The sequence below is a fragment of the Empedobacter sp. UBA7611 genome (assembly GCF_002484365.1).
GTDB classification, from domain to species: Bacteria; Bacteroidota; Bacteroidia; order Flavobacteriales; family Weeksellaceae; genus Empedobacter; species Empedobacter falsenii_B.
This window is the reverse complement of the sequence record NZ_DLJR01000023.1, coordinates 29,042-48,441: the sequence shown is the minus strand read 5'-3', so window position 1 is coordinate 48,441 and position 19,400 is coordinate 29,042. Positions and strand designations below refer to the sequence as shown.

18 protein-coding genes are annotated in these 19,400 nt (G+C 29.3%); 4 read left to right on the top strand and 14 right to left on the bottom strand.

Translation table 11 applies throughout. From position 1 onward, the window contains the following. The first annotated feature begins 88 nt into the window (after positions 1-88). The 3 genes from B3R94_RS03305 (at position 89) to B3R94_RS03295 (ending at position 3,858) form a co-directional block, all read left to right on the top strand. Positions 89-1,468: a tetratricopeptide repeat protein gene (locus B3R94_RS03305; protein ID WP_291098675.1), complete on the top strand. Its 1,380-nt coding sequence runs from the start codon at positions 89-91 to the stop codon at positions 1,466-1,468. Positions 1,469-1,572: 104 nt separating this feature from the next. Beyond that, complete coding sequence (locus B3R94_RS03300; RefSeq protein ID WP_291098672.1) at positions 1,573-2,166, top strand: ACP phosphodiesterase; 594 nt, start codon at positions 1,573-1,575, stop codon at positions 2,164-2,166. Positions 2,167-2,229: 63 nt separating this feature from the next. After that, entirely contained in the window at positions 2,230-3,858 is a 1,629-nt protein-coding gene (locus B3R94_RS03295) for an acyl-CoA carboxylase subunit beta (protein ID WP_291098669.1), read from the top strand. 53 nt (positions 3,859-3,911) lie between these two features. Here the strand turns inward: B3R94_RS03295 and B3R94_RS03290 are convergent, their stop codons facing one another. The 10 genes from B3R94_RS03290 to B3R94_RS03245 all read right to left on the bottom strand — a co-directional run bounded on the left by B3R94_RS03290 (position 3,912) and on the right by B3R94_RS03245 (position 14,469). Continuing rightward, positions 3,912-4,487, bottom strand: coding sequence for a sugar transferase (locus B3R94_RS03290; RefSeq protein ID WP_291098666.1), 576 nt, complete (start codon positions 4,485-4,487; stop codon positions 3,912-3,914). A 5-nt stretch (positions 4,488-4,492) separates the two neighbouring features. After that, the gene (locus tag B3R94_RS03285) at positions 4,493-6,976 is read right to left on the bottom strand and encodes a polysaccharide biosynthesis tyrosine autokinase (protein WP_291098663.1); all 2,484 of its coding nucleotides are present in this window, start codon (positions 6,974-6,976) and stop codon (positions 4,493-4,495) included. 2 nt (positions 6,977-6,978) lie between these two features. Continuing rightward, positions 6,979-7,764: a polysaccharide biosynthesis/export family protein gene (locus B3R94_RS03280; RefSeq protein ID WP_280045535.1), complete on the bottom strand. Its 786-nt coding sequence runs from the start codon at positions 7,762-7,764 to the stop codon at positions 6,979-6,981. A gap of 2 nt (positions 7,765-7,766) precedes the next feature. After that, on the bottom strand, positions 7,767-8,723 hold the full coding sequence (locus tag B3R94_RS03275) for an MraY family glycosyltransferase (protein WP_291098657.1): 957 nt from the start codon (positions 8,721-8,723) through the stop codon (positions 7,767-7,769). A gap of 133 nt (positions 8,724-8,856) precedes the next feature. Next, positions 8,857-9,603 carry a glycosyltransferase family 2 protein gene (locus B3R94_RS03270; protein ID WP_291098654.1) on the bottom strand — a complete coding sequence of 249 codons (747 nt, stop codon included), beginning with the start codon at positions 9,601-9,603 and terminating at the stop codon, positions 8,857-8,859. Continuing rightward, the gene (locus tag B3R94_RS03265) at positions 9,594-10,712 is read right to left on the bottom strand and encodes an EpsG family protein (protein ID WP_291098651.1); all 1,119 of its coding nucleotides are present in this window, start codon (positions 10,710-10,712) and stop codon (positions 9,594-9,596) included. The genes B3R94_RS03270 and B3R94_RS03265 overlap by 10 nt, the downstream gene beginning before the upstream one ends. Positions 10,713-10,718: 6 nt before the next feature. Beyond that, on the bottom strand, positions 10,719-11,708 hold the full coding sequence (locus B3R94_RS03260) for a glycosyltransferase family 2 protein (RefSeq protein WP_291098648.1): 990 nt from the start codon (positions 11,706-11,708) through the stop codon (positions 10,719-10,721). Further along, the gene (locus tag B3R94_RS03255) at positions 11,708-12,772 is read right to left on the bottom strand and encodes a glycosyltransferase (protein WP_038335334.1); all 1,065 of its coding nucleotides are present in this window, start codon (positions 12,770-12,772) and stop codon (positions 11,708-11,710) included. Before B3R94_RS03255 ends, B3R94_RS03260 begins: the two co-directional genes overlap by 1 nt. A gap of 8 nt (positions 12,773-12,780) precedes the next feature. After that, positions 12,781-13,329: a serine O-acetyltransferase gene (locus B3R94_RS03250; RefSeq protein ID WP_286474923.1), complete on the bottom strand. Its 549-nt coding sequence runs from the start codon at positions 13,327-13,329 to the stop codon at positions 12,781-12,783. A gap of 3 nt (positions 13,330-13,332) precedes the next feature. Next, a complete protein-coding gene (locus B3R94_RS03245) occupies positions 13,333-14,469 on the bottom strand; it encodes a glycosyltransferase (RefSeq protein ID WP_291098642.1) in 1,137 nt (378 codons plus the stop codon). 71 nt (positions 14,470-14,540) lie between these two features. Here B3R94_RS03245 and B3R94_RS03240 point away from each other — a divergent pair, with 71 nt between their 5' ends. Further along, entirely contained in the window at positions 14,541-15,896 is a 1,356-nt protein-coding gene (locus B3R94_RS03240; RefSeq protein WP_291098640.1) for a hypothetical protein, read from the top strand. A 4-nt stretch (positions 15,897-15,900) separates the two neighbouring features. Here the strand turns inward: B3R94_RS03240 and B3R94_RS03235 are convergent, their stop codons facing one another. Genes B3R94_RS03235 through B3R94_RS03220 form a run of 4 tightly spaced genes read right to left on the bottom strand, consistent with a single transcriptional unit; the run spans position 15,901 to position 19,400 of the window. Then, complete coding sequence (locus B3R94_RS03235) at positions 15,901-16,491, bottom strand: HAD-IB family phosphatase (protein WP_291098637.1); 591 nt, start codon at positions 16,489-16,491, stop codon at positions 15,901-15,903. Beyond that, positions 16,491-17,216 carry an SDR family NAD(P)-dependent oxidoreductase gene (locus tag B3R94_RS03230; RefSeq protein WP_291098634.1) on the bottom strand — a complete coding sequence of 242 codons (726 nt, stop codon included), beginning with the start codon at positions 17,214-17,216 and terminating at the stop codon, positions 16,491-16,493. The genes B3R94_RS03235 and B3R94_RS03230 overlap by 1 nt, the downstream gene beginning before the upstream one ends. Next, on the bottom strand, positions 17,213-18,535 hold the full coding sequence (locus B3R94_RS03225; protein ID WP_291098631.1) for an FAD-binding oxidoreductase: 1,323 nt from the start codon (positions 18,533-18,535) through the stop codon (positions 17,213-17,215). The genes B3R94_RS03230 and B3R94_RS03225 overlap by 4 nt, the downstream gene beginning before the upstream one ends. Then, positions 18,525-19,400 carry a UbiA prenyltransferase family protein gene (locus tag B3R94_RS03220; RefSeq protein ID WP_291098627.1) on the bottom strand — a complete coding sequence of 292 codons (876 nt, stop codon included), beginning with the start codon at positions 19,398-19,400 and terminating at the stop codon, positions 18,525-18,527. The genes B3R94_RS03225 and B3R94_RS03220 overlap by 11 nt, the downstream gene beginning before the upstream one ends.

Genomic DNA, 19,400 nt, shown 5'->3' with positions numbered 1-19,400 from the left:
ATCTATTTTAATTGTTTAACAAATGTGCAAAACTCTAACAATTCGTTATGATTTTTGCACATTTTATTTTGTAAATTAGTCTATCACTATGGACGAAGATTTTTTTAATAACGAGCTAATTGAAGGTTTTGAGCAAATGCTTGATAATCGTGAATATAGATATTACGATTCAGAGGATTTGGTCGAAATTCTTGAATTCTATATTGAAGTAAATGATAGCGAATACACAAAACGTGCGCTAGATTTTGCAGAAAAAATGCATCCCGAGAATATAGATATCAAAATCAAAAGAATTGAATATTTTCTTACAATTGAGGATTTAAAAAAAGCTGCAAAACTCATCAAAGATTTAAAAGATTTAGCTGCAAACGAGTTAGATTATCTTTTGGTGCAAGCGCGATTTTGGGGAATGAAAAATATGCCTCGAAAAGCGATAAGTTTTTATGAAGAAGCTTTGCAAATAGACGAAGAAGAAACAGATTTTATTTGCAATTGTATCGGAAATGAATATTTGAATTTAGATGAAGTTCATTCTGCGTTGATTGCTTTCAGAAAAGCATTGAAATTCAATCCAGAAAATGATTATACTTTCTACTCTATTATTCAATGCTACGAAGAAATTCATAATCCTGATGAATGCATCGAATTTTTAAAAGATTTTATTGACGATAATCCATATTCAGAAGTTTCTTGGTTGCAACTTGGTTTGTTGTACAATCACAAAAAAATGTATGACGAAGCTATAAATGCGTTGGATTACGTGCTCGCGATTAATCCTAATTCTATTGTTGGCCATGCTAACAAAGCAGTTTCATTGGAAGAATTAGGAGAATACAATAAAGCAATAGAAACACTAGAAGAAACATTAGAATTTGATGATTCGCCCGCTGTTACGCATATGAAAATTGGTGAATTGTACGAAAAGTTAGAAAAACCACAAAAAGCATTGAAAGCTTATCATATTGCGATAAAAGAAGATCCACAATTGGATAAAGTTTGGGCAAAAGCAGCTTCGCTTTATAACAAATTAGAAAATATTGAAGAAGCCGAATATTACATTCAGCGTGCAATAGAATTGAATGGCGATAGTTACGAATATTATACAGATTCAACTTACTATTTTCTGAAACAAATGAAGTTTGAGGAAGCTATAAAAAACCTTTCAAAACTTGTTGAAATGAAACCTTTAGTATTCAATACTTGGTTTGCTTACGCCGAAACTTTGATTGCCGTTGGCGAATACGAACAAGCGATCGCAGTCTTATTAACAGGCGCTTTGAAGAATTTTAATCGTGCCGAATTTTTCTATCAATTAAGCAATGTTTATTATATTACAGAGCAAGATCAATTAGGAAATGAAGCGTTGCAAAATGCATTAAGTTTGGATCGAAATTTAAAAGATTCTATGATCGAATATTATCCGATTTTAGAAGAAAAAATCAATCAAATTTCTGGAAATAACGAATAAAAATATAATTCTTAAGCCATCTTTTTTAGATGGCTTTTTTCTTCACAGTAAAATAACACAGGTTTATTCAAAAAAACTTAACTTTATGATACTAAACAAGCCTTATGAACTTTGTCGCACATCAATATTTATCTTTCGGAAATCAATCGCTTCAAATTGGAAATTTGCTTGGTGAAACTGTAAAGGGAAAACAATATTTAGATTTTCCAGAAGATATTCAGAAAGGCATTTTATTGCATCGTTCAATTGATACATTTACAGATTCTCACGAAACTGTCAAACAAAGTTCAAGTTATTTTCACGAAACACAACACAAATTTGCACCAATTATTATTGATGTGATTTATGATTATTTTTTGATTAAATATTGGAATAATTATTCTGAAACTCCTTTCGAAAAATTCAAATCAGATTGTTATCAATTATTTAAGGATGAATACAATTCGCTTCCAAAAAAACTACAAGAAATCATTTTTTATTTGTTGAAATATGATTGGTTCGAAAATTATTCGACCATAGAAGGCGTTCAAAAAACATTAAAAGGAATCGGAAGTCGAGCAAAATTTGAGAATAATTTACATCAAATCATTCCCGAATTTGAAAAAAATTATTCTAATCTCGAAACTGATTTTCTATCATTTTTTCCTCAAATTCAAACGCATTGTAAGAACTTTGTATTCGTTGATTCTCAAGTCTAAATTTCATTTTAAGAATTCGATAAAATTCATTAGTTTAGGGCTGTAAACAAACAGAAAACCACAATGGATTTAACTTTTAATAAAAGAGAGGATCATAACAAATTATTACTTTCAAAACTACGCCAAAAACTGAATCAAGTTTACCTTGGTGGAGGTCAAAAAAGAATTGATGCGTTGCATAGCAAAGGAAAAATGTCTGCAAGAGAACGTATTGATTATCTTTTAGACGAAAAAAAACCGAACATAGAGATTGGTGCTTTAACAGGAGATGAAATGTACAAAGAACACGGCGGATGTCCTTCGGGAGGTGTTGTTGTGAAAATTGGTTACATTTCTGGTAAACAGTGTATTGTTGTTGCAAATGATGCGACAGTAAAAGCTGGTGCTTGGTTCCCAATTACAGGTAAAAAGAATTTGCGTGCTCAAGAAATTGCGATGGAAAATAAATTGCCAATTATTTATTTGGTGGACAGCGCAGGTGTTTATTTACCAATGCAAGATGAGATTTTTCCTGATAAAGAAATGTTTGGTCGAATTTTCCGCAATAATGCAATCATGTCATCAATGGGAATTACTCAAATTTCTGCTGTGATGGGAAGTTGTGTTGCTGGTGGAGCATATTTACCAATTATGAGCGACGAAGCAATGATTGTAGACAAAACAGGTTCTATTTTCTTGGCAGGAAGTTATTTGGTAAAAGCAGCAATTGGCGAAGATATTGACAACGAAACTTTAGGTGGAGCAACAACACATTGCGAAATCTCTGGCGTGACTGATTATAAAGCAAAAGATGATAAAGATGCGTTGGATAGAATAAAATCTATTGTTGGTAAAATTGGTGATTATGAAAAAGCTGGATTTAATCGAATTGAAGCAGCAAAACCTGCTTTAGATGAGAAAGAAATCTATGGTATTTTACCTGAATCACGTTCTGAGCAGTACGATATGTATGAGATTATTAACAGACTTGTTGATAACTCGGAATTGGACGAATATAAGCCTGATTATGGGAAATCAATCATCTGTACGTATGCGCGAATTGATGGTTGGGCGGTTGGAATTGTAGCTAATCAACGTAAAATTGTGAAGTCTAAAAAAGACGGAATGCAGTTTGGTGGCGTGATTTATTCAGATTCTGCAGATAAAGCAACTCGTTTTATTGCGAATTGTAACCAAAAGAAAATTCCGTTAGTTTTCTTACAAGATGTAACTGGTTTTATGGTTGGATCTAAATCTGAACATGGTGGTATTATCAAAGATGGTGCGAAAATGGTAAATGCAGTTTCGAATTCTGTTGTTCCAAAATTCACGATTATAGTTGGAAATTCTTATGGCGCAGGAAACTATGCTATGTGTGGAAAAGCATATGATCCTAGATTAATTACAGCTTGGCCTTCGGCTCAATTGGCAGTTATGGGAGGTGAACAGGCTGCGAAAGTTTTGTTACAAATAAAAGAAGCCACTTTGAAAGCACAAGGTGTAGAAGTTGATGAAGTGAAAAAGCAAGAACTTTTGAACGAAATTACAGCAAAATACAATGATGAAACAAGTCCTTATTATGCTGCGGCACGTTTGTGGACAGATGGAATTATTGATCCTTTGGATACGCGTAAATGGATTTCGATGGGAATTGAAGCTGCAAATCATGCTCCGATTGAAAAACAATTTAATTTAGGTGTTATTCAAGTTTAGAAAAACAAAAATATTTTTAAAAATAGAAGAGAATCCAATTTTAGGATTCTCTTCTATTTTTTGAATATTGTTTGAAACATGTAAATCAAATCTTGTCGAAAACTCCAATTCTTTACATATTCTACATTGATCTTAACTTTATCTGGCCAAAGAATTTCATCATTATATTTGATTGGATCATTTACATTGGATAAAATTTGTTCTTCATTTCGATATTTTAATTGAGCTGGACCAGTAATTCCAGGTTTAACTTTCAACATCAATCTATCCTCTCCAATCAATTTATCCGCATAACCAGCGACATCAGGACGAGGTCCAACAAAACTCATTTCTCCTTTTAAAATATTGAACAATTGAGGTAATTCATCCAATTTATAATCTCGAAGAATCTTTCCAATTTTGGTAATTTGATGTTGATCCGTTGTTATTGTCGATTTAGAAACCCCTTTCATCGTTCTGATTTTATAAATATTGAAAAATCTTCCGTCTTTCCCAACTCTTTTTTGTGTAAAAACGCCAAATTGATTGGTATCTATAGAACTTATGATAATTAACAAAACAATTAATCCCACTAAAAAAATTAGTAGGATTAATGCAAGTATATAATCAAATATGTTCTTTAAGATCATTTCAATTAAAAGAATTTACCTTTAATTCGAGAAGCTAAACGTTTTATTTTTCCGAATGATGAATTATCAAAATTCTCATCTCCAGCAAAATAGCCGTAACCGTATCCATAACCGTAACCGTAGCCGTAACCATATCCGTAACCATATCCGTAACCGTAGCCAGTTTTAATTTGGAAATCGTTGAATACAATTCCGACATTCGAAACTTCACCTTCATCGTATTTATTAGAAATTGCATTGATAAAGTTTTTCTCCGAGTAATTGTAACGTGTTACATATAGTGTACAATCTGCATAACGCATCAAATCGTACGAATCTGTTACTAATCCTATCGGTGGTGAATCTATAATTACAAATTCGTATTTCTCTTTCAATTCAGCAAATAATTGATCCATTCGTTTACTCAAAATCAACTCTGAAGGATTTGGAGGAATTGGACCTGCGGTAATAATATCTAAATTTGGTAAAATTGTACGTTGCGTAATTTGATTTAAGTCTAAATCTCCAGCAACATAATCCGTTACGCCTAATTTATTATTAATATTAAAATCATCAAATATTTTTGGTTTACGTAAATCTAATCCAATCAGAACCGTTTTCTTATCCATAGAACCGATTGAACTCGCAATATTCATCGCATTGAAAGTTTTACCTTCACCTCCAATAAATGATGTTACCAAAATCGTTTTGTTATGCTCATCAAGTCCTGGATTCTTGTATAAATATTTCAGATTAGAACGAATTGATCTAAACGATTCAGAAATTCCTGATTTTGGATTGTTAATTACAACCAATGGCGAATTATCTCCTAAAGGACCAACTAAACCAATAATCGGAATATTTGTACGACTTGTAATATCTTTTAGTACACGAACTTTGAAATCTAATAATTCTTTAATCACCACATAAATCAAAGGAATCAATAAACCAATTCCCAAAGCTATTAAATAATTACGTTTTGGATTTGGATAAATGGAACCTTGACCTTGATTTTTAGCTGGATCAATAATCGTGATATCAGATACGATAGATGCTAAAGATAAATCAGTTGTATTTAATTGATTAATTAAAGTTGAATATAATGTACTGTTTAATTCAAATCCGCGATTTGCTTCCACGAATTCAATTTCTTCATAAGGTAAATCTTTCGCTTTGAATTCAGATTCCGCCAATTTCGCGTTAATCATGGATAGATCTGTATTCAACTTTTGTAAATGTGCATTAACTACATTCGAAATATTATTTCTTGTTTTAGCTAATCGACGATCAATTTCTCTAATCTCATCAGTGTTCTCTTTATAAACTTTTAACATTTGCTCGCGCTGATTCTCAAGACCTTCTAATTGATCTACATTCGTCATATAATAAGACACATCAAGACCGGCAATATTAAGAGCGATTAAATTATCAACACTACTCGATTTTTTAGGCATTAAACGATGTAATGCATTGATTTTCTCTTCTACAGTTACGCGTTCTTTATCTAATTCAGTAAGTTTCCCTAAAAGCTCACCTTTTTTTGTATCGAAATTATAAACTCCAGTTTTCTTCTGTAACTCTTGTAAATTGTTTGTTGCGCTATCTAGCTTAAGCTTTATAGCTGCAATTCGTTCTTGTAAATATTTACGTGTTTGGTAGGCTGATAAATTTCTTTCTGCTAATTCATTTTCTATTAAAACTTGAATTGAATTGTTTAAAATATCAACTGCTTCATTCAAACTTTCAGCATTTTTTGAAACAGCTATTATACTTGAAATTTTAGATGGATTTGTGACATTAAAATTCTGTACAGCTCTTCCTGTTGCATCTTTGATTGTGACTAATTTAAATGATATTGAGCTCTCAGAAAATGGTACATTTGAACGAGTCAACATGATTTTATAATTTTTACCTACCATCCATTGATTATAATAACCAATTTTAGGTAAATTCAACTCGTCAGACTTTATAATACTATCTTTAGTAAATTGATATAAAGAACCATTTTTGTTCTCGACTTCAAAATAAAAAGAGTTATGATCTTTAGGTTTTACTTTTACATCAACATATGCAACTTGTTGATGTAATGTATCAATATGAACATGAAAAGGAGCATCTAATTTATATATATTAGATTTTTTTAAACGTCCTTCTTCTGTATAGAAAATATAAGATTCTGCTCTTTTTACAACTTTCTCATTATGAATACGAGAAGTTAATGTATACGATAACCCATCAATTTTATTTGCATTTCCTCCCCAAATAAAATTAATAGAGTTAGAGGCTAATGAATTATTGGCAGAACTATTATCTTTAATTTTAAATGTTGTATTTGCTGTATAAATTTTGTTCAGCCTCCAATTATTAAGATAATATGCTACCGCCAACGCGATTAGCATCGAAATTATATATAATGGCCAAGCATTCAATAATCTTGGGATAAGCCTTTCTACATCAATAAAGTCAGATTGTTTTTTCTTAACTTTTTGATTAATTGTTGTATCTGCCATTATTATATTTTATCAAAGAATAAATAAACTCCTAAAATTGTTGCAATTGCTCCCATTATAGTAGTAACAACAGTAAGAGGATTTAGTCCTACACCCCATACTTTTTCTTTACGAGGATTAACAACAATAATATCATTATTCTGAATCCAATAATACTCAGAATTCATAATAGATTCTTTTGTTAAATCGACATAAACCTGCTTTGTTCCATCTAAATCTGTTCTAATAATTCGAACATTTTTCAAATCAGCATAGATATTATTCGTTCCAGATTGGGCAAAAGCATCTAACAACGTCACATTTTTTTTAGGTGCTCTAAATACACCTTGACTTGCTTCTCCTACAATAGTATATTCTATTCCCGCTAAATTAACATCGATAAAAGTTCCCTTTTCGTCGTAGATTTTATAGAATTCTTCTTGGATTTTCTTACGAGCTTGTTCAATAGTAAGACCTTCTAATTTTATTTTTCCAATACGAGGTAACTCAATTGCTCCGTCTTGTCTTACATACACTCCATTTCCTCCTTGAGTATTATTACCTGAAGTAATAAAATCACTAAGAATTCCCATAGAAGCTCCTGCAGCAGAAGAAATATTAATTAAAATTTGATCATTTTTTTGAATATGATATTCAGGTTTTTCAAAAGAAATCTTACCATTTGCATCTAATTTTAAATTAGGATCTGGTTGAATTAGTTGAACATCTTTTAAAGATATACATGAAAACAAATTCATGATTATCAACAAAATGAAAGTTTTGGTTAAAGTTGATTTTAAGTTAAGCATTTTTATAATGATATTTTTTTATTCTTTTTTAATACTACAGCATATCGTAGAGAGACAACAAAACTAATTGATAAAACAATAAAAATCAAAAATAGTTTATTAATTTCAATATTTCTAAAATAATACCCAATGAATATAAAAAAAATGTTAATAAGTACTAATATTATTGAAGTTTGAATATGAGTTAACCCTAATTTTAAAAACTGGTGATGAAGATGGTTTTTGTCTGCCGAAAAAGGACTTCTTTTTCTAAGAATTCGGATTGTAAAAACCGATAAAGTGTCTACGATTGGAATAACAAAAATAAAAAGTAATAAAACAGGTCCTGTTTTTAAACCTAAACTAGAGGTTTCACTAATGTATAAAAAGCGAATTGCCATAAAAGTTAAAATAAATCCTATAACCATTGAACCAGTATCTCCCATGAATATTTTAAACTTTTTGGACAAATTATACCTTCCAAAACCTAGTAAAACAGCTAATGTACTAACAGCTAATATTCCTATTCCGTAATCAAATATTCTGTAGAATATATAAACAAAACACAAACTAATCACTATACCAATTCCTGAAGCTAAACCATCAATTCCGTCAATTAAATTGAATGCATTTATTAGTACTATAAATACAAAAATGGTTAATATAACTCCAACAAAATAAGGAATCTCGTAGATACCAAATAATCCTGAAAATGACTTAATCATTATACCAGAACCAAAAATAATTAAAATGGTACTTATTATCTGACCATATAATTTTTTATCTGGAGCTACAACTAATAAATCATCCATTAATCCAATAAAAAATAATATTGTAATTGCGGATAAAAAGAAAGAATAGTTAACACCTAATTCTGTAGCAAATATCGATGTTGAAACTACTATTCCAAAAAATAAAGCCACTCCTCCCAAGGTTGGCACTTTATTAACATGAGAACTTCTTTCTCCTGGTACATCCATCAATTGTTTTTTGTAGGAGATACGTATAATTTTCGGAATTGAGATCAATGTAATGATTAATGCAAAAAAATAGGCTCCCATTATGTTAATATATAAAGGAGAAATGTTTAGCGTATATAAATATTCTAATAATTTAAAATTTTCCATATTTTTTTAATCCATTCATAGCCCAAAAAAATGTATAATATGATGATTTGAAAATATTCATTTTTAAATAATATCTATAGACATCATATTGTTTTTTAGCAATTCGTAATTTATTTCGAGAAACAGAGTTATTTCGAATTCTGTAAATAGCTAAAGATTCATTGATTGCTCTTGCATATTTTATTCTACCTAACAAATCTATCCACATTGCATGATCTTCTCGAAGTTCTACATCTGGAACTGGTATTTTTCCAATTCGTTTTGAATCATATACAGATGTTAACATCGGAATAGGACAATTGTATAAAATTCGATTTCGATCTACTTTATCTACAGCAATAAAATCTGCTAACAATGGCTTTAAATTTTCATCAACACGCTTATAACTTGAATAAACTAACTCTTCATTATTCTCTATTAAATAATTAATTGTAGTTTCTAAAAAATTTGGTAACCACAAATCGTCACTATCGAGAAATGTTATAAATCTGCCTTGTGCTTTATTTAATGCTAAATTTCTAGAATAGGCAGCTCCTTGGTTTTTAGATTGAATAATTAATTTTATTCTATTATCATTAAAAGATTGAATTATTTCACCTGATTTATCTGATGAGCAATCATCTACAATAATCCATTCCCAGTTCGTATAAGTTTGAGATTTGATAGAATTGTAAGTGTCAGCTATATATTTTTCTGAATTATAGCATGGTGTTATAATTGATACTATTTCCATTTCCATAAACCGTAAATAGCTTCTTTATTAAAAATTGTTCTATAATTACCAAAATTCGATTTATGTCCCTGTTTAACTTGAAACCAAAAAATCAATAACACAGTATAAGATACAAAACTTACATAAATAAAATTCCGTTTAAACTTATCTCCATTAAAAGTATATACTAATCTTCCTACTGTAAGCCCTAAGAAAACTAAATAAAATCCTGGTAATCTAACACCAAAAATTCCCTTACCTAAAAAGAAGTAAAGTAATACTCCAAAAACAAAAAGATTACGGAAATAACAATATAATTTATCTTCTACAGCATATTTATTATAAATAATAATTGAAAGAATTGAAATAATCTTCACGAAATCACCTACTGCTACACCATCTCCTTGGTCATATAATTGACTTTGATAATCCTCAAACTTATCTTGCCCAATTGGCATATATTGCATAATAACCTCAATAATAGAATTTAATCCTGTATAGAAGCCTATGATAGAAAAAACAACTAACCAACCTATAAATTTTTCATCAAACTTCATTGGAGCAATCCAATAAGCAAGTAAAAAAACAATTATAGATTCATGAAATTGGAATCCAATTGCAATACAAATTAAAAATTTAATTAAATTTCGATCAATTACATAGCGAATTGAATATATGGCTATAGCATTTGCCAAACCTTGTCTAATATGCACATGCTCTTCGAACATAAAGTTTGGCATTGCGTATATAAATAGCACTAAAAAAGGAAATCCTCCATACTTATAAAATGTCGAAGATTTTAAAATCAAGGATGTAGTTGCAACAGTTAATGTAAGCATTCCAAAATCAAAACCATAATCAACTAGAATTTTGTTTAATCCTAAATAACCTTTTTCCATACTCGCCATTTCAGCAAATCGATCAAATTCTGACCAACTAGTACTTGCTAATAAGTTAAATGTATTAAAATAAGCCACCCAATCAGGACTCAAAGCGTAACCTAATCCTGCAGTTAGAGTCATTATGACAACAATTAATATATATAATTGTTTACTAACCTTTTTATTAGAAAACTCTAAAAAAGATGCAACAAGTAGAAATGCAAATATGAATAAATAAATAAAACTCACTACAGATTAGAATTTAAGTAATAGTTGAGGATTAATTAAGGCTATATAGTAAAAAAATCGTTTTTTCAATGGTAATGAATTTAAATAATTTCTATCGAAACGTATATAGTTTTTAAGTTCTTTTTTTGTTAAGTTATTCGCCTTTAAAAAGTCATTCAAAACATTTAACATTTTACGCTTCAAATTATTATCTTTCACATAAGCCAAATAAGCTAAATACGAATAATAACCTTGTATGATTTGAAAACGCTTTAACTCAGTTACAAATGTATTGTAATTACTCTGATAAAAATAATTTGCCACCTCATTTACAGCTACAAACATATCCAAACCTTTTTCTGTATGTGTTTTGCTTATAGAGTTTTGTCGTTCAAAATACTTATAAAAAGGTTCATTAATTTTAGAAATAACACTCGAATCTAAAACTAATTTCGGAATCAATTCTATATCCTCAAAATGAATTCCTCTTCTAAATCGATGATTTTCAAACAACGATTTTTTAAAGATTTTATTACAAGCAAAGCAACTCATTTCTCCAAAAATTGTAAAATCATCTGATAAAACTATTTTTTCTGGCAATTGAGGCGATTGTGGTAAATCACGAAATTCAGTTCCTTTTTCATCAACTTTTACCAAATCACATAAAACAATTTCAGATTGATGTTTTTTTGCCAAATCAAACATCTTTTCAAACATTGATGAATCTATATAATCGTCAGAATCAATAAAAGCGATAAACTCTCCTTTCGCTTTATCAATTCCAAAATTTCTCGCATCACTTAATCCTCCATTTTCTTTCTGAATAGAAATTATGCGCGAATCTTTAGAAACAAATTCATCAATAATTTCTTGCGAATTATCCTTAGAACCATCATTCACAACAATCACTTCAATATCTTTCAACGTTTGATTCAATATCGAATTTAAACATTTCGAAAGATATTTTCCGGTGTTATAAACTGGTACAATGACGGATATTTTAGGCTGAATTGACATTATATTTTATCAAAAATTGATTCGTATTTAGAAATAATAATCTCTTTGCTAAAGCGTGAATAAATACTTTTTACTATTTTTTCTTTATCGTGAGATTGATTCAAAATTTCTTTCATTTTTTCTGCAAAACCTTTTGAATCTGAAATTGGAAAAACTTCTGCATTAATACCTTCTTGCACAATTTCATTGATTCCTCCTGGACAATTATTTGCCAAACTATAAGTTCCACAAGCTCCAGCTTCCAGCAAAACATTCGGAAAACCTTCGTAACGAGAAGAAAGTACAAACAAATCTGCATTTTTTAGGTAAACAAATGGATTTGAAACTTTTCCTTTAAACGTTACATTATTCAAACTCAATTCATCTTTTTGTTGAGCTAGTTTATCTTTAAAAGCTCCATCTCCAAGAATCGTTAAATGTATATTTTCTCCTTTCAATTCATTCATCACATTTAATAAAAGATCAAAACCTTTTCGTGGTGAAAGATTTCCTATTGCCACAATATTTTTATAGCTCGTGTCAAAATCGATAGTAATACTTTCTATTTTTAATCGATTAATTAAATCAAAATCAACTGGATTATTAATTTTTATAATTTTATATTCCGAAATTCTAAAATTCTCAATCAAATCATTTTTCATATCGTCACTTTGCGCAATAATTTGATGAAAATTATTATAAAATCGATAAAAGAATAAAATTTCTTTACGTTTTACATGTTCAGAAACTACATTTGTTTCTCTTGTAATAAACTTCGTTCTAGGAAACAAAGAAATGATTAGTGATAAAAAAGCTGAAATTTCCCCCCAACCTGTAAAAACAATTTCTGGTTTTAACTTTTTAATCAACGGAATAATTTTGAAAATCGAATAACGAATTCGAGAAACGTTTAATTCAATAATTTCAACATCATCTTTCAAATGATTTAAATAATAACCTTCTTTTTTAAACAACACCAATTTTGGACAGAATTTCGTTCGATCCAATTCATTGCAAAGCGTTGTAATTACTCGCTCCGCACCACCTTGATTAAGGTCTGGTAATATGAAAAGTATTGTTTTCAAAAAAAAATTTATTCAATTCTATTATTAATATAACCTTCCGTAGCTTTTTCGTTCGAAATAATTTGCATTGGATTTCCTGTCACAATCGAATTGTCTGGCACATCTTGCGTTACATAACTGTTTGGCGCAATCAACACGTTATTTCCAATTGTAATTCCACCAACAATTACGGCATTTGTACCAACCCAAACATCGTCTTTCAAAATTGGAAACCCTTTCGATTTCCCTCTATTTGTCTGACCTAACGTAACACCATGCGCAATATTACAATTTTTCCCTATTTTACATTTTGGATTAACGACAACGGTTCCCCAATGCCCTAAATTTAACCCTGATCCAATTTCTGTTCTTGCAGAAATTTGATAACCATATTTAATCGAATAACGACGCAACAACAAACGATAAACTAAACCTAAAGGATGTTTAGCAGAATATTGTTGAGCTTTTCTTAAACAATAAATAAAACGAAAACCTGGACTCATAAAACCTTTCAATAAAGGAGAATTTGTCCAATATCCAAAGTTTCGATAAAAATCTTTCTGAATAATTGTTTTCATAATTTAGTTTAAATATTTTTCAATTGAATTTACTGCATTCCCCAACTCAAAAGGTAATGTTTTTCCTTCAATGATTTGTTGATATTTATGGGCAATTTCAGGATTTTGAATAAAATATTTCATTCCATCATAAATTGCTTCCTCTTCATTATGGATAATATACCCTAATTCGCCATCATTCAACATTTCTCTAACTCCCGAAACATCTGTTGCTATAATTGGTTTTGCTAAAACCATCGCTTCAAACAAAACTGTTGGGTAACCTTCGTAACGAGAGGATAAAATATAATAATCTGCCTGAACAAAATAGGGATAAGGATTTTCTTTGAAACCAATCAAATGTGCAGTTTCTTCAACTCTTAATTCTTCAACCAATTTTTTGATATTCGGAAAATCGTAACCGTCACCAACAATCCAAACTTGATGTTGAAAACCTTCGTCTAGCAATCTGCGATGCGCTCTCAATAGACGATCAAATCCTTTTTGTGGAAAAACTGTTCCGATTGAAACAAATGTCGGTTGATCATTTTTTTTCTGAATCTCACAAGGTTCTAAAGCTGACTTTATAATTTCATTGACATCAATAGGATTATAAATACGAACCACTTTTTGTTTTTGTTCATCTGAATTTGCTAAACCTAAAAATAATTGATTAATCTTTTCTGAAATCACTAGAATTTGATCAAATTTGAAAAAATTTTTCAATCGTTCTGTTGTATATTCAGGAATATTCGACAAATCATTGTGAATCCAAACTATCTTTTTAGAAGATTTAATCGGAGAATTCAAAATATCATCTGCTATTCCATGAATTGCCGCAAACTCTATATCGTATTTTTTGTTTGGTAAAATAAATTTATAAAGCAACTTCGGAAACTTTGACAAAATCTTCTGATAAATCACTCGAAAAGCTTTTTGCGGAATATCCTGCGGACGATTTGTCGTAATCATTTCACCTTTATTCAAATAATAGATATTAATCCAAGACGGAACATCTTTGAGATATTTACCCGAATAAAGATTTAACAACAAATCAATTTCGTATTTTTCTGGTGAAAGATTTTTGAGAAAAGTTACCAATACTTTTTCAGCACCTCCATGACGAAGTGAGCCAATACGTATTAATATTTTCTTTTTCATAGTTTAGGTTTGTGCAAAATTAATAATTTTGTGAAACCTTAAAAATAAATTACTTAAAATAACCTAAAACTATGTTAGAAAATTTTAAATCAGTTCTAAAAACAAGCCCATTCAAAATTATAGGATTATTAATTATAGGATGGATTGTGATGGTTGGATTGAATTATTTTTTAAACGAAAACCATTTTTTTACTGGTTCTAGAATTACTTTTCCAATAAGTGTCGTATATTTTTCTACTATCACTTTTCAAGGTGTTTTATTTTCAATATTTTTTTTATTAACAGGTCTATTCGCATTAAAAAATTATCATCATCTAAGTATTTTAAAATTATTTATTGCTTACATCTTGTTAATAATATTTGGAAACCTAGCTCAAGGTTCAATCCATCAAACTTTTTTAAGGTCTTTTCTTGATACTGATTTTCAATACTTTCATGATGTAGTTAAAATTAAAAATGGTTATACATTCATTTCAAGTTATAATGAGATACAAGATACTTTAACAATGCATGCCAAAACACATCCTCCTTTTGCTGTTTGGATACAATATATTATTTACAAAATTTTTAACGAATCAGTACTTGGTTTAGCTATCGGAATGTCTATTCTTTCACTTTGTTCATTTTTTCCTTTGGTAAAAATTATTGATTTTTTCAAAATAGAAAACTCTAAAAGAAATATTCTTCTCTTAATTTTTGCACTTATTCCTGCTGTAAACATTTATAGTATTGTATCAATAGATGCTGTGTTTCTATTTTTTAGTTTAATTTTTTTATATGGAATGTTAATCATATCAAGATCGAATTATATAAATATTAAAGGAATATTATTAACATTTATTGGATTTTCTTTAGCAAATAGTATATCATTTAGTGGAACTTTTTTTGCCTGTGTTGCAGCAATATTATCAATATATCAATTAATCATTGAAAAAAATAAATACACAATCATTAACTTTATAATTGTAGGAATCTTATTTCTTTTCTATATTTTATTACTTCAATTAATACTTGATTACAACCATATTGAAGCTTTTTTCAATGCTTCAAAACTTGAAAACCCTAATGGTTTTAGAGGATTTCATCAACCAATTGTTTATCTTTTTACACGTTTAGAGAACATTAGTGAAATATTACTTTTCTTGTCTTTTGGTTTTTTCGCCTACCTATTTACCCCAAAAGTATTTAATCTTAAAAAGAATGAAATTAATTTTTATTTGCCAATAATAGCGTTCCTCTCTTTAATGCTAATGTTTTTGACAGGTGCCTATGGAACAGGAGAAACAGCAAGAGCTTGCCTTTATCTTTACCCTTATATACTTTTACTATTAATCAATGTAAAGGAAGTAAACGTTTTAAAAAACATAGCTTATATTGCTCTTTTACAAACATTCGTAATGCAATTAATAGGAGATTATTTTTGGTAAATGATTAATTAAAATATCTAAAATTAGATTTTGTAGCAATCGAAAACATAGCTCCATCACCTTTCGTGTCACCAAAAGCTATGATTTGCTCATATAAAGACAAATCAATTTCTTTCTCAATTCTATTCTTTTTTTCCTCATAATTACAATTTGGTGAAGCAAATTTCCCTGTAAAAAAACCTTGTTCATCATATTTTGCTTTGGTACAAATTAGTCCCATTTCATAATAATCAGCAAAAGGTTGAATCCAAAAATCGACAGAAGCTGAAACGATAAATTTGTCATTATAATTACTTAATGATTTAATATATTCATCAGCTTTTAAATAAATTAATTCTTGATGATTTTTTTCGAAATAATTTTGAGCTAATTGATTAATTTCAACATAAGATTTTCCTTTCAAAAATTTCGAAATAAACATTTCTTTTACAAAACTAGCATCAATTATCTTTAATTTTGAAACGACAAATAATGGAATAAATATCAGATAATTAAAGAAGTAAACTTTAGGAAAAGAGAATTTTAAAAAATCGAATAAGGTATCTTTACAAGTTAATGTTCCATCAAAATCAAAAAGGTATAAATTGCGATTCATTACATTTTCATTTTTTTGAAAATAAATTCAGGAACATTACGAATTATCATCATTATTCCCCACCATAAAAATGTTACATAAACAACATTTTTCTTTTTCTTATAAGCCTTATAAATAATATTAGCCGCTTGGTCTGGTTGAGCTGTTAATGGTTTTGGTGTTTCGATATCAGCTGTCATTTGTGTATCCATAAATCCTGGAATAACCGTCATTACATGAACTTTTTTATGAAATAAATAATTTCTCAAACCAGCTAAATAAGCTGTAAATCCAGCTTTTGCTGATCCATAAATAAAATTGCTTTGACGACCACGTTCTCCAGCTACAGACGACAATCCAATGATAGTTCCCGAACCTTTTGCTTCGAATTTCTGCGCAAAATGATTAATTAAGACAATTAATTTTGAGTAATTAACTTCTACTATTTGTTTCGTATTCCAATCATCGTATAAACCTTCTTCCGAATTTTTTCCTAAATATCCAGCTGCACAAAACAATAATTCAGAATCAATGTGATGAAGTTGGGATAAATCATTTTCTTTGGTTAAATCAAAATGTACTACTTCACATGTTTGCTCATATTTCGCAAAAAAATGGTTGGCTAACTTAACCGTTTTATCAACATTGGAAGTAAATAAATAAACCATTGGAAAACGTTTTCCTTCTTTTAAAACTTTTTCTACAAAAGCTACTGAAACATCTGAATTTGATCCTAATACTATCATTTTTGCTTAAATCTATTGATACGTTCATTTTGCATCGACTCAAATTTTGGAGAATCGATGTGGTTTAAATAATCTGTTAATGCAGGATTTGACATTGCGTCCTTCGTTCGGTAAATATGTCCTCCGTAATCCATTACAATTTTATCTAAACTTGCAATTAATTTTTCTAATTTATTATTCACTTTAAAGTCTAAAGCCAATGTGTATCCTTTCATTGGAAACGAATTATACGCTTTTGGATTATTATCACCAAACAATTTCAATACTACTAAAAAAGAACCATTTCCACTAGCAGCAATTGTTTCCAAAATCTTTCGCATTCCTTCTTTTCCCGTCTCCTTTGGAATCACAAATTGATATTGAATAAAACCATTTTTCCCATAAATACGATTCCAATTATGAACAGCATCTAACGGATAAAAAAATGTTTCGTAATCCACATAATTTTTCAAATGCTTTTTACCTTGTTTATTAAAATACAACCAATTGAAAATCTTGATTGATAAAGGATTCAACGCAAAATTTGGAAAGAAAAATGGAATATTTAAGTTTAATTTTTTCTTAATTTTTAAAGGATTCTTTTTGAATTTTTGAGGTAACTCGTCTAAAGTTGCATGTTCGCCACGCAACATAATCGATTTTCCTAAAGAAGTTCCTTTTTGTAAACAATCTAACCACGCAACATTATACGTCCAAGATTCAGAAGATTCAAATAATTCGAAAATTTCATCTAAATTCTTTGCCTGAATTGCTTCATTTCGGATATATGCTGACTCAATTTTTTTCAACATAAATTTAGCAGAAATAATAATTCCTGTCAATCCCATTCCTCCTATTGTTGCCCAAAACAAATCTGTGTTTTCATTTCTTGAACAATGTAAAATATCTCCATTTTCGATCATTAAATCAAAATGAATTAAATGATCAGAAAAACAACCATCGATGTGATGATTTTTTCCATGAACATCTGATGCAATTGCTCCGCCAACTGTAATAAATTTGGTTCCAGGAGTGACTGAAATGAAATATCCTGCCGGAATTGAAACTTCTAAAATATCTGATAATAAAACACCAGATTCAACTTCTATAATGCCATGTTCGCGATCAAAATCGATAAATTTATTCCATTTCGAAGTTGAAATAATTGTATTTTGTAATGATGCATCTCCATAACAACGACCATTTCCTCTCGCAATAACTTCTTCATTTGAAAGAATTGCTTCCTGAAATTCTAGAATTGTAGTTGGAGAGACAACATTGGCTTTTATAGATGGATACAGTCCCCAATTGGCAACTGGGATTAATTTTTTATTTTCCATTGTTAAAATAAATCAATAAAACATAACAGATTCCCCACATAACAATTAAAATTTGAAGAAAATGATCTTTAAAAATCAATTTAGTCGGAGATTCGGTTTTAGCAAATACAAATGTCTGTTGCAAATAGCGCAAAACAGCTGCAAAAACAAAGACAAAGGTATAAATAATATAATGGTGAAATTTGGATTGAGTTTCTGGAGAAAGAATAAACATCATGTAACAAATTACAGCGACAGTACAAGTTATGGATAAAGCTGAATTAAGAAAATTGAGATTATAACCATCTAGAGATTTCCTTGTAATTCCTTGTAAATCGGCGTTAATTAATTCCCCTCTACGTTTTCCTAAAGCTAAAATTAGTGCCAAATCAAATACTAACAAAGTTGTCCAATCTGTTACTAAGATTCCTGTCATATATCCTCCTACAAAAACTCTTAATAAAAATCCTGTAGCAATAATGATAACATCTAAAATAGCTATTTGTTTAAGTTTAAATGAATAAGCAAGATTCATAAAGAAATAAATTGCAATTAATATTGCAACTTGTTTATTTCCTAAAAACCAAATCAATAGAGATGTAATAAAGATTAGTATAAAGAATAAAATTAACGCATTTAGTTTCGAAATTTTTCCACTTGCTAATGGTCTATTTTTCTTCTCTGGATGTTTTTTATCTTTTGCTATATCCACATAATCATTGATAATATAAATACTACTGGCCACAAACGAAAAGATTAAAAAGCCATAAAACGACTCAATAAACAAATCGACATTCAATAAATTTCCCGAAAAAAATATTGGTAAAAAAACAAATAGATTTTTTACCCATTGGTTAACTCGTATAAGTTTTAAATAGTTTAGCAT

Bases quoted from the DNA above. Each gene is read 5' to 3' on its own strand.
- B3R94_RS03290 (WP_291098666.1), bottom strand. From the start codon at position 4,487: ATGATCTTAAAGAACATATTTGATTATATACTTGCATTAATCCTACTA.
- B3R94_RS03235 (WP_291098637.1), bottom strand. From the start codon at position 16,491: ATGAATCGCAATTTATACCTTTTTGATTTTGATGGAACATTAACTTGT.
- B3R94_RS03240 (WP_291098640.1), top strand. From the start codon at position 14,541: ATGTTAGAAAATTTTAAATCAGTTCTAAAAACAAGCCCATTCAAAATT.
- B3R94_RS03285 (WP_291098663.1), bottom strand. From the start codon at position 6,976: ATGGCAGATACAACAATTAATCAAAAAGTTAAGAAAAAACAATCTGAC.
- B3R94_RS03270 (WP_291098654.1), bottom strand. From the start codon at position 9,603: ATGGAAATAGTATCAATTATAACACCATGCTATAATTCAGAAAAATAT.
- B3R94_RS03245 (WP_291098642.1), bottom strand. From the start codon at position 14,469: ATGAAAAAGAAAATATTAATACGTATTGGCTCACTTCGTCATGGAGGT.
- B3R94_RS03280 (WP_280045535.1), bottom strand. From the start codon at position 7,764: ATGCTTAACTTAAAATCAACTTTAACCAAAACTTTCATTTTGTTGATA.
- B3R94_RS03230 (WP_291098634.1), bottom strand. From the start codon at position 17,216: ATGATAGTATTAGGATCAAATTCAGATGTTTCAGTAGCTTTTGTAGAA.
- B3R94_RS03305 (WP_291098675.1), top strand. From the start codon at position 89: ATGGACGAAGATTTTTTTAATAACGAGCTAATTGAAGGTTTTGAGCAA.
- B3R94_RS03220 (WP_291098627.1), bottom strand. From the start codon at position 19,400: ATGCTAAACTATTTAAAACTTATACGAGTTAACCAATGGGTAAAAAAT.
- B3R94_RS03250 (WP_286474923.1), bottom strand. From the start codon at position 13,329: ATGAAAACAATTATTCAGAAAGATTTTTATCGAAACTTTGGATATTGG.
- B3R94_RS03295 (WP_291098669.1), top strand. From the start codon at position 2,230: ATGGATTTAACTTTTAATAAAAGAGAGGATCATAACAAATTATTACTT.
- B3R94_RS03260 (WP_291098648.1), bottom strand. From the start codon at position 11,708: ATGTCAATTCAGCCTAAAATATCCGTCATTGTACCAGTTTATAACACC.
- B3R94_RS03275 (WP_291098657.1), bottom strand. From the start codon at position 8,723: ATGGATGTACCAGGAGAAAGAAGTTCTCATGTTAATAAAGTGCCAACC.
- B3R94_RS03300 (WP_291098672.1), top strand. From the start codon at position 1,573: ATGAACTTTGTCGCACATCAATATTTATCTTTCGGAAATCAATCGCTT.
- B3R94_RS03225 (WP_291098631.1), bottom strand. From the start codon at position 18,535: ATGGAAAATAAAAAATTAATCCCAGTTGCCAATTGGGGACTGTATCCA.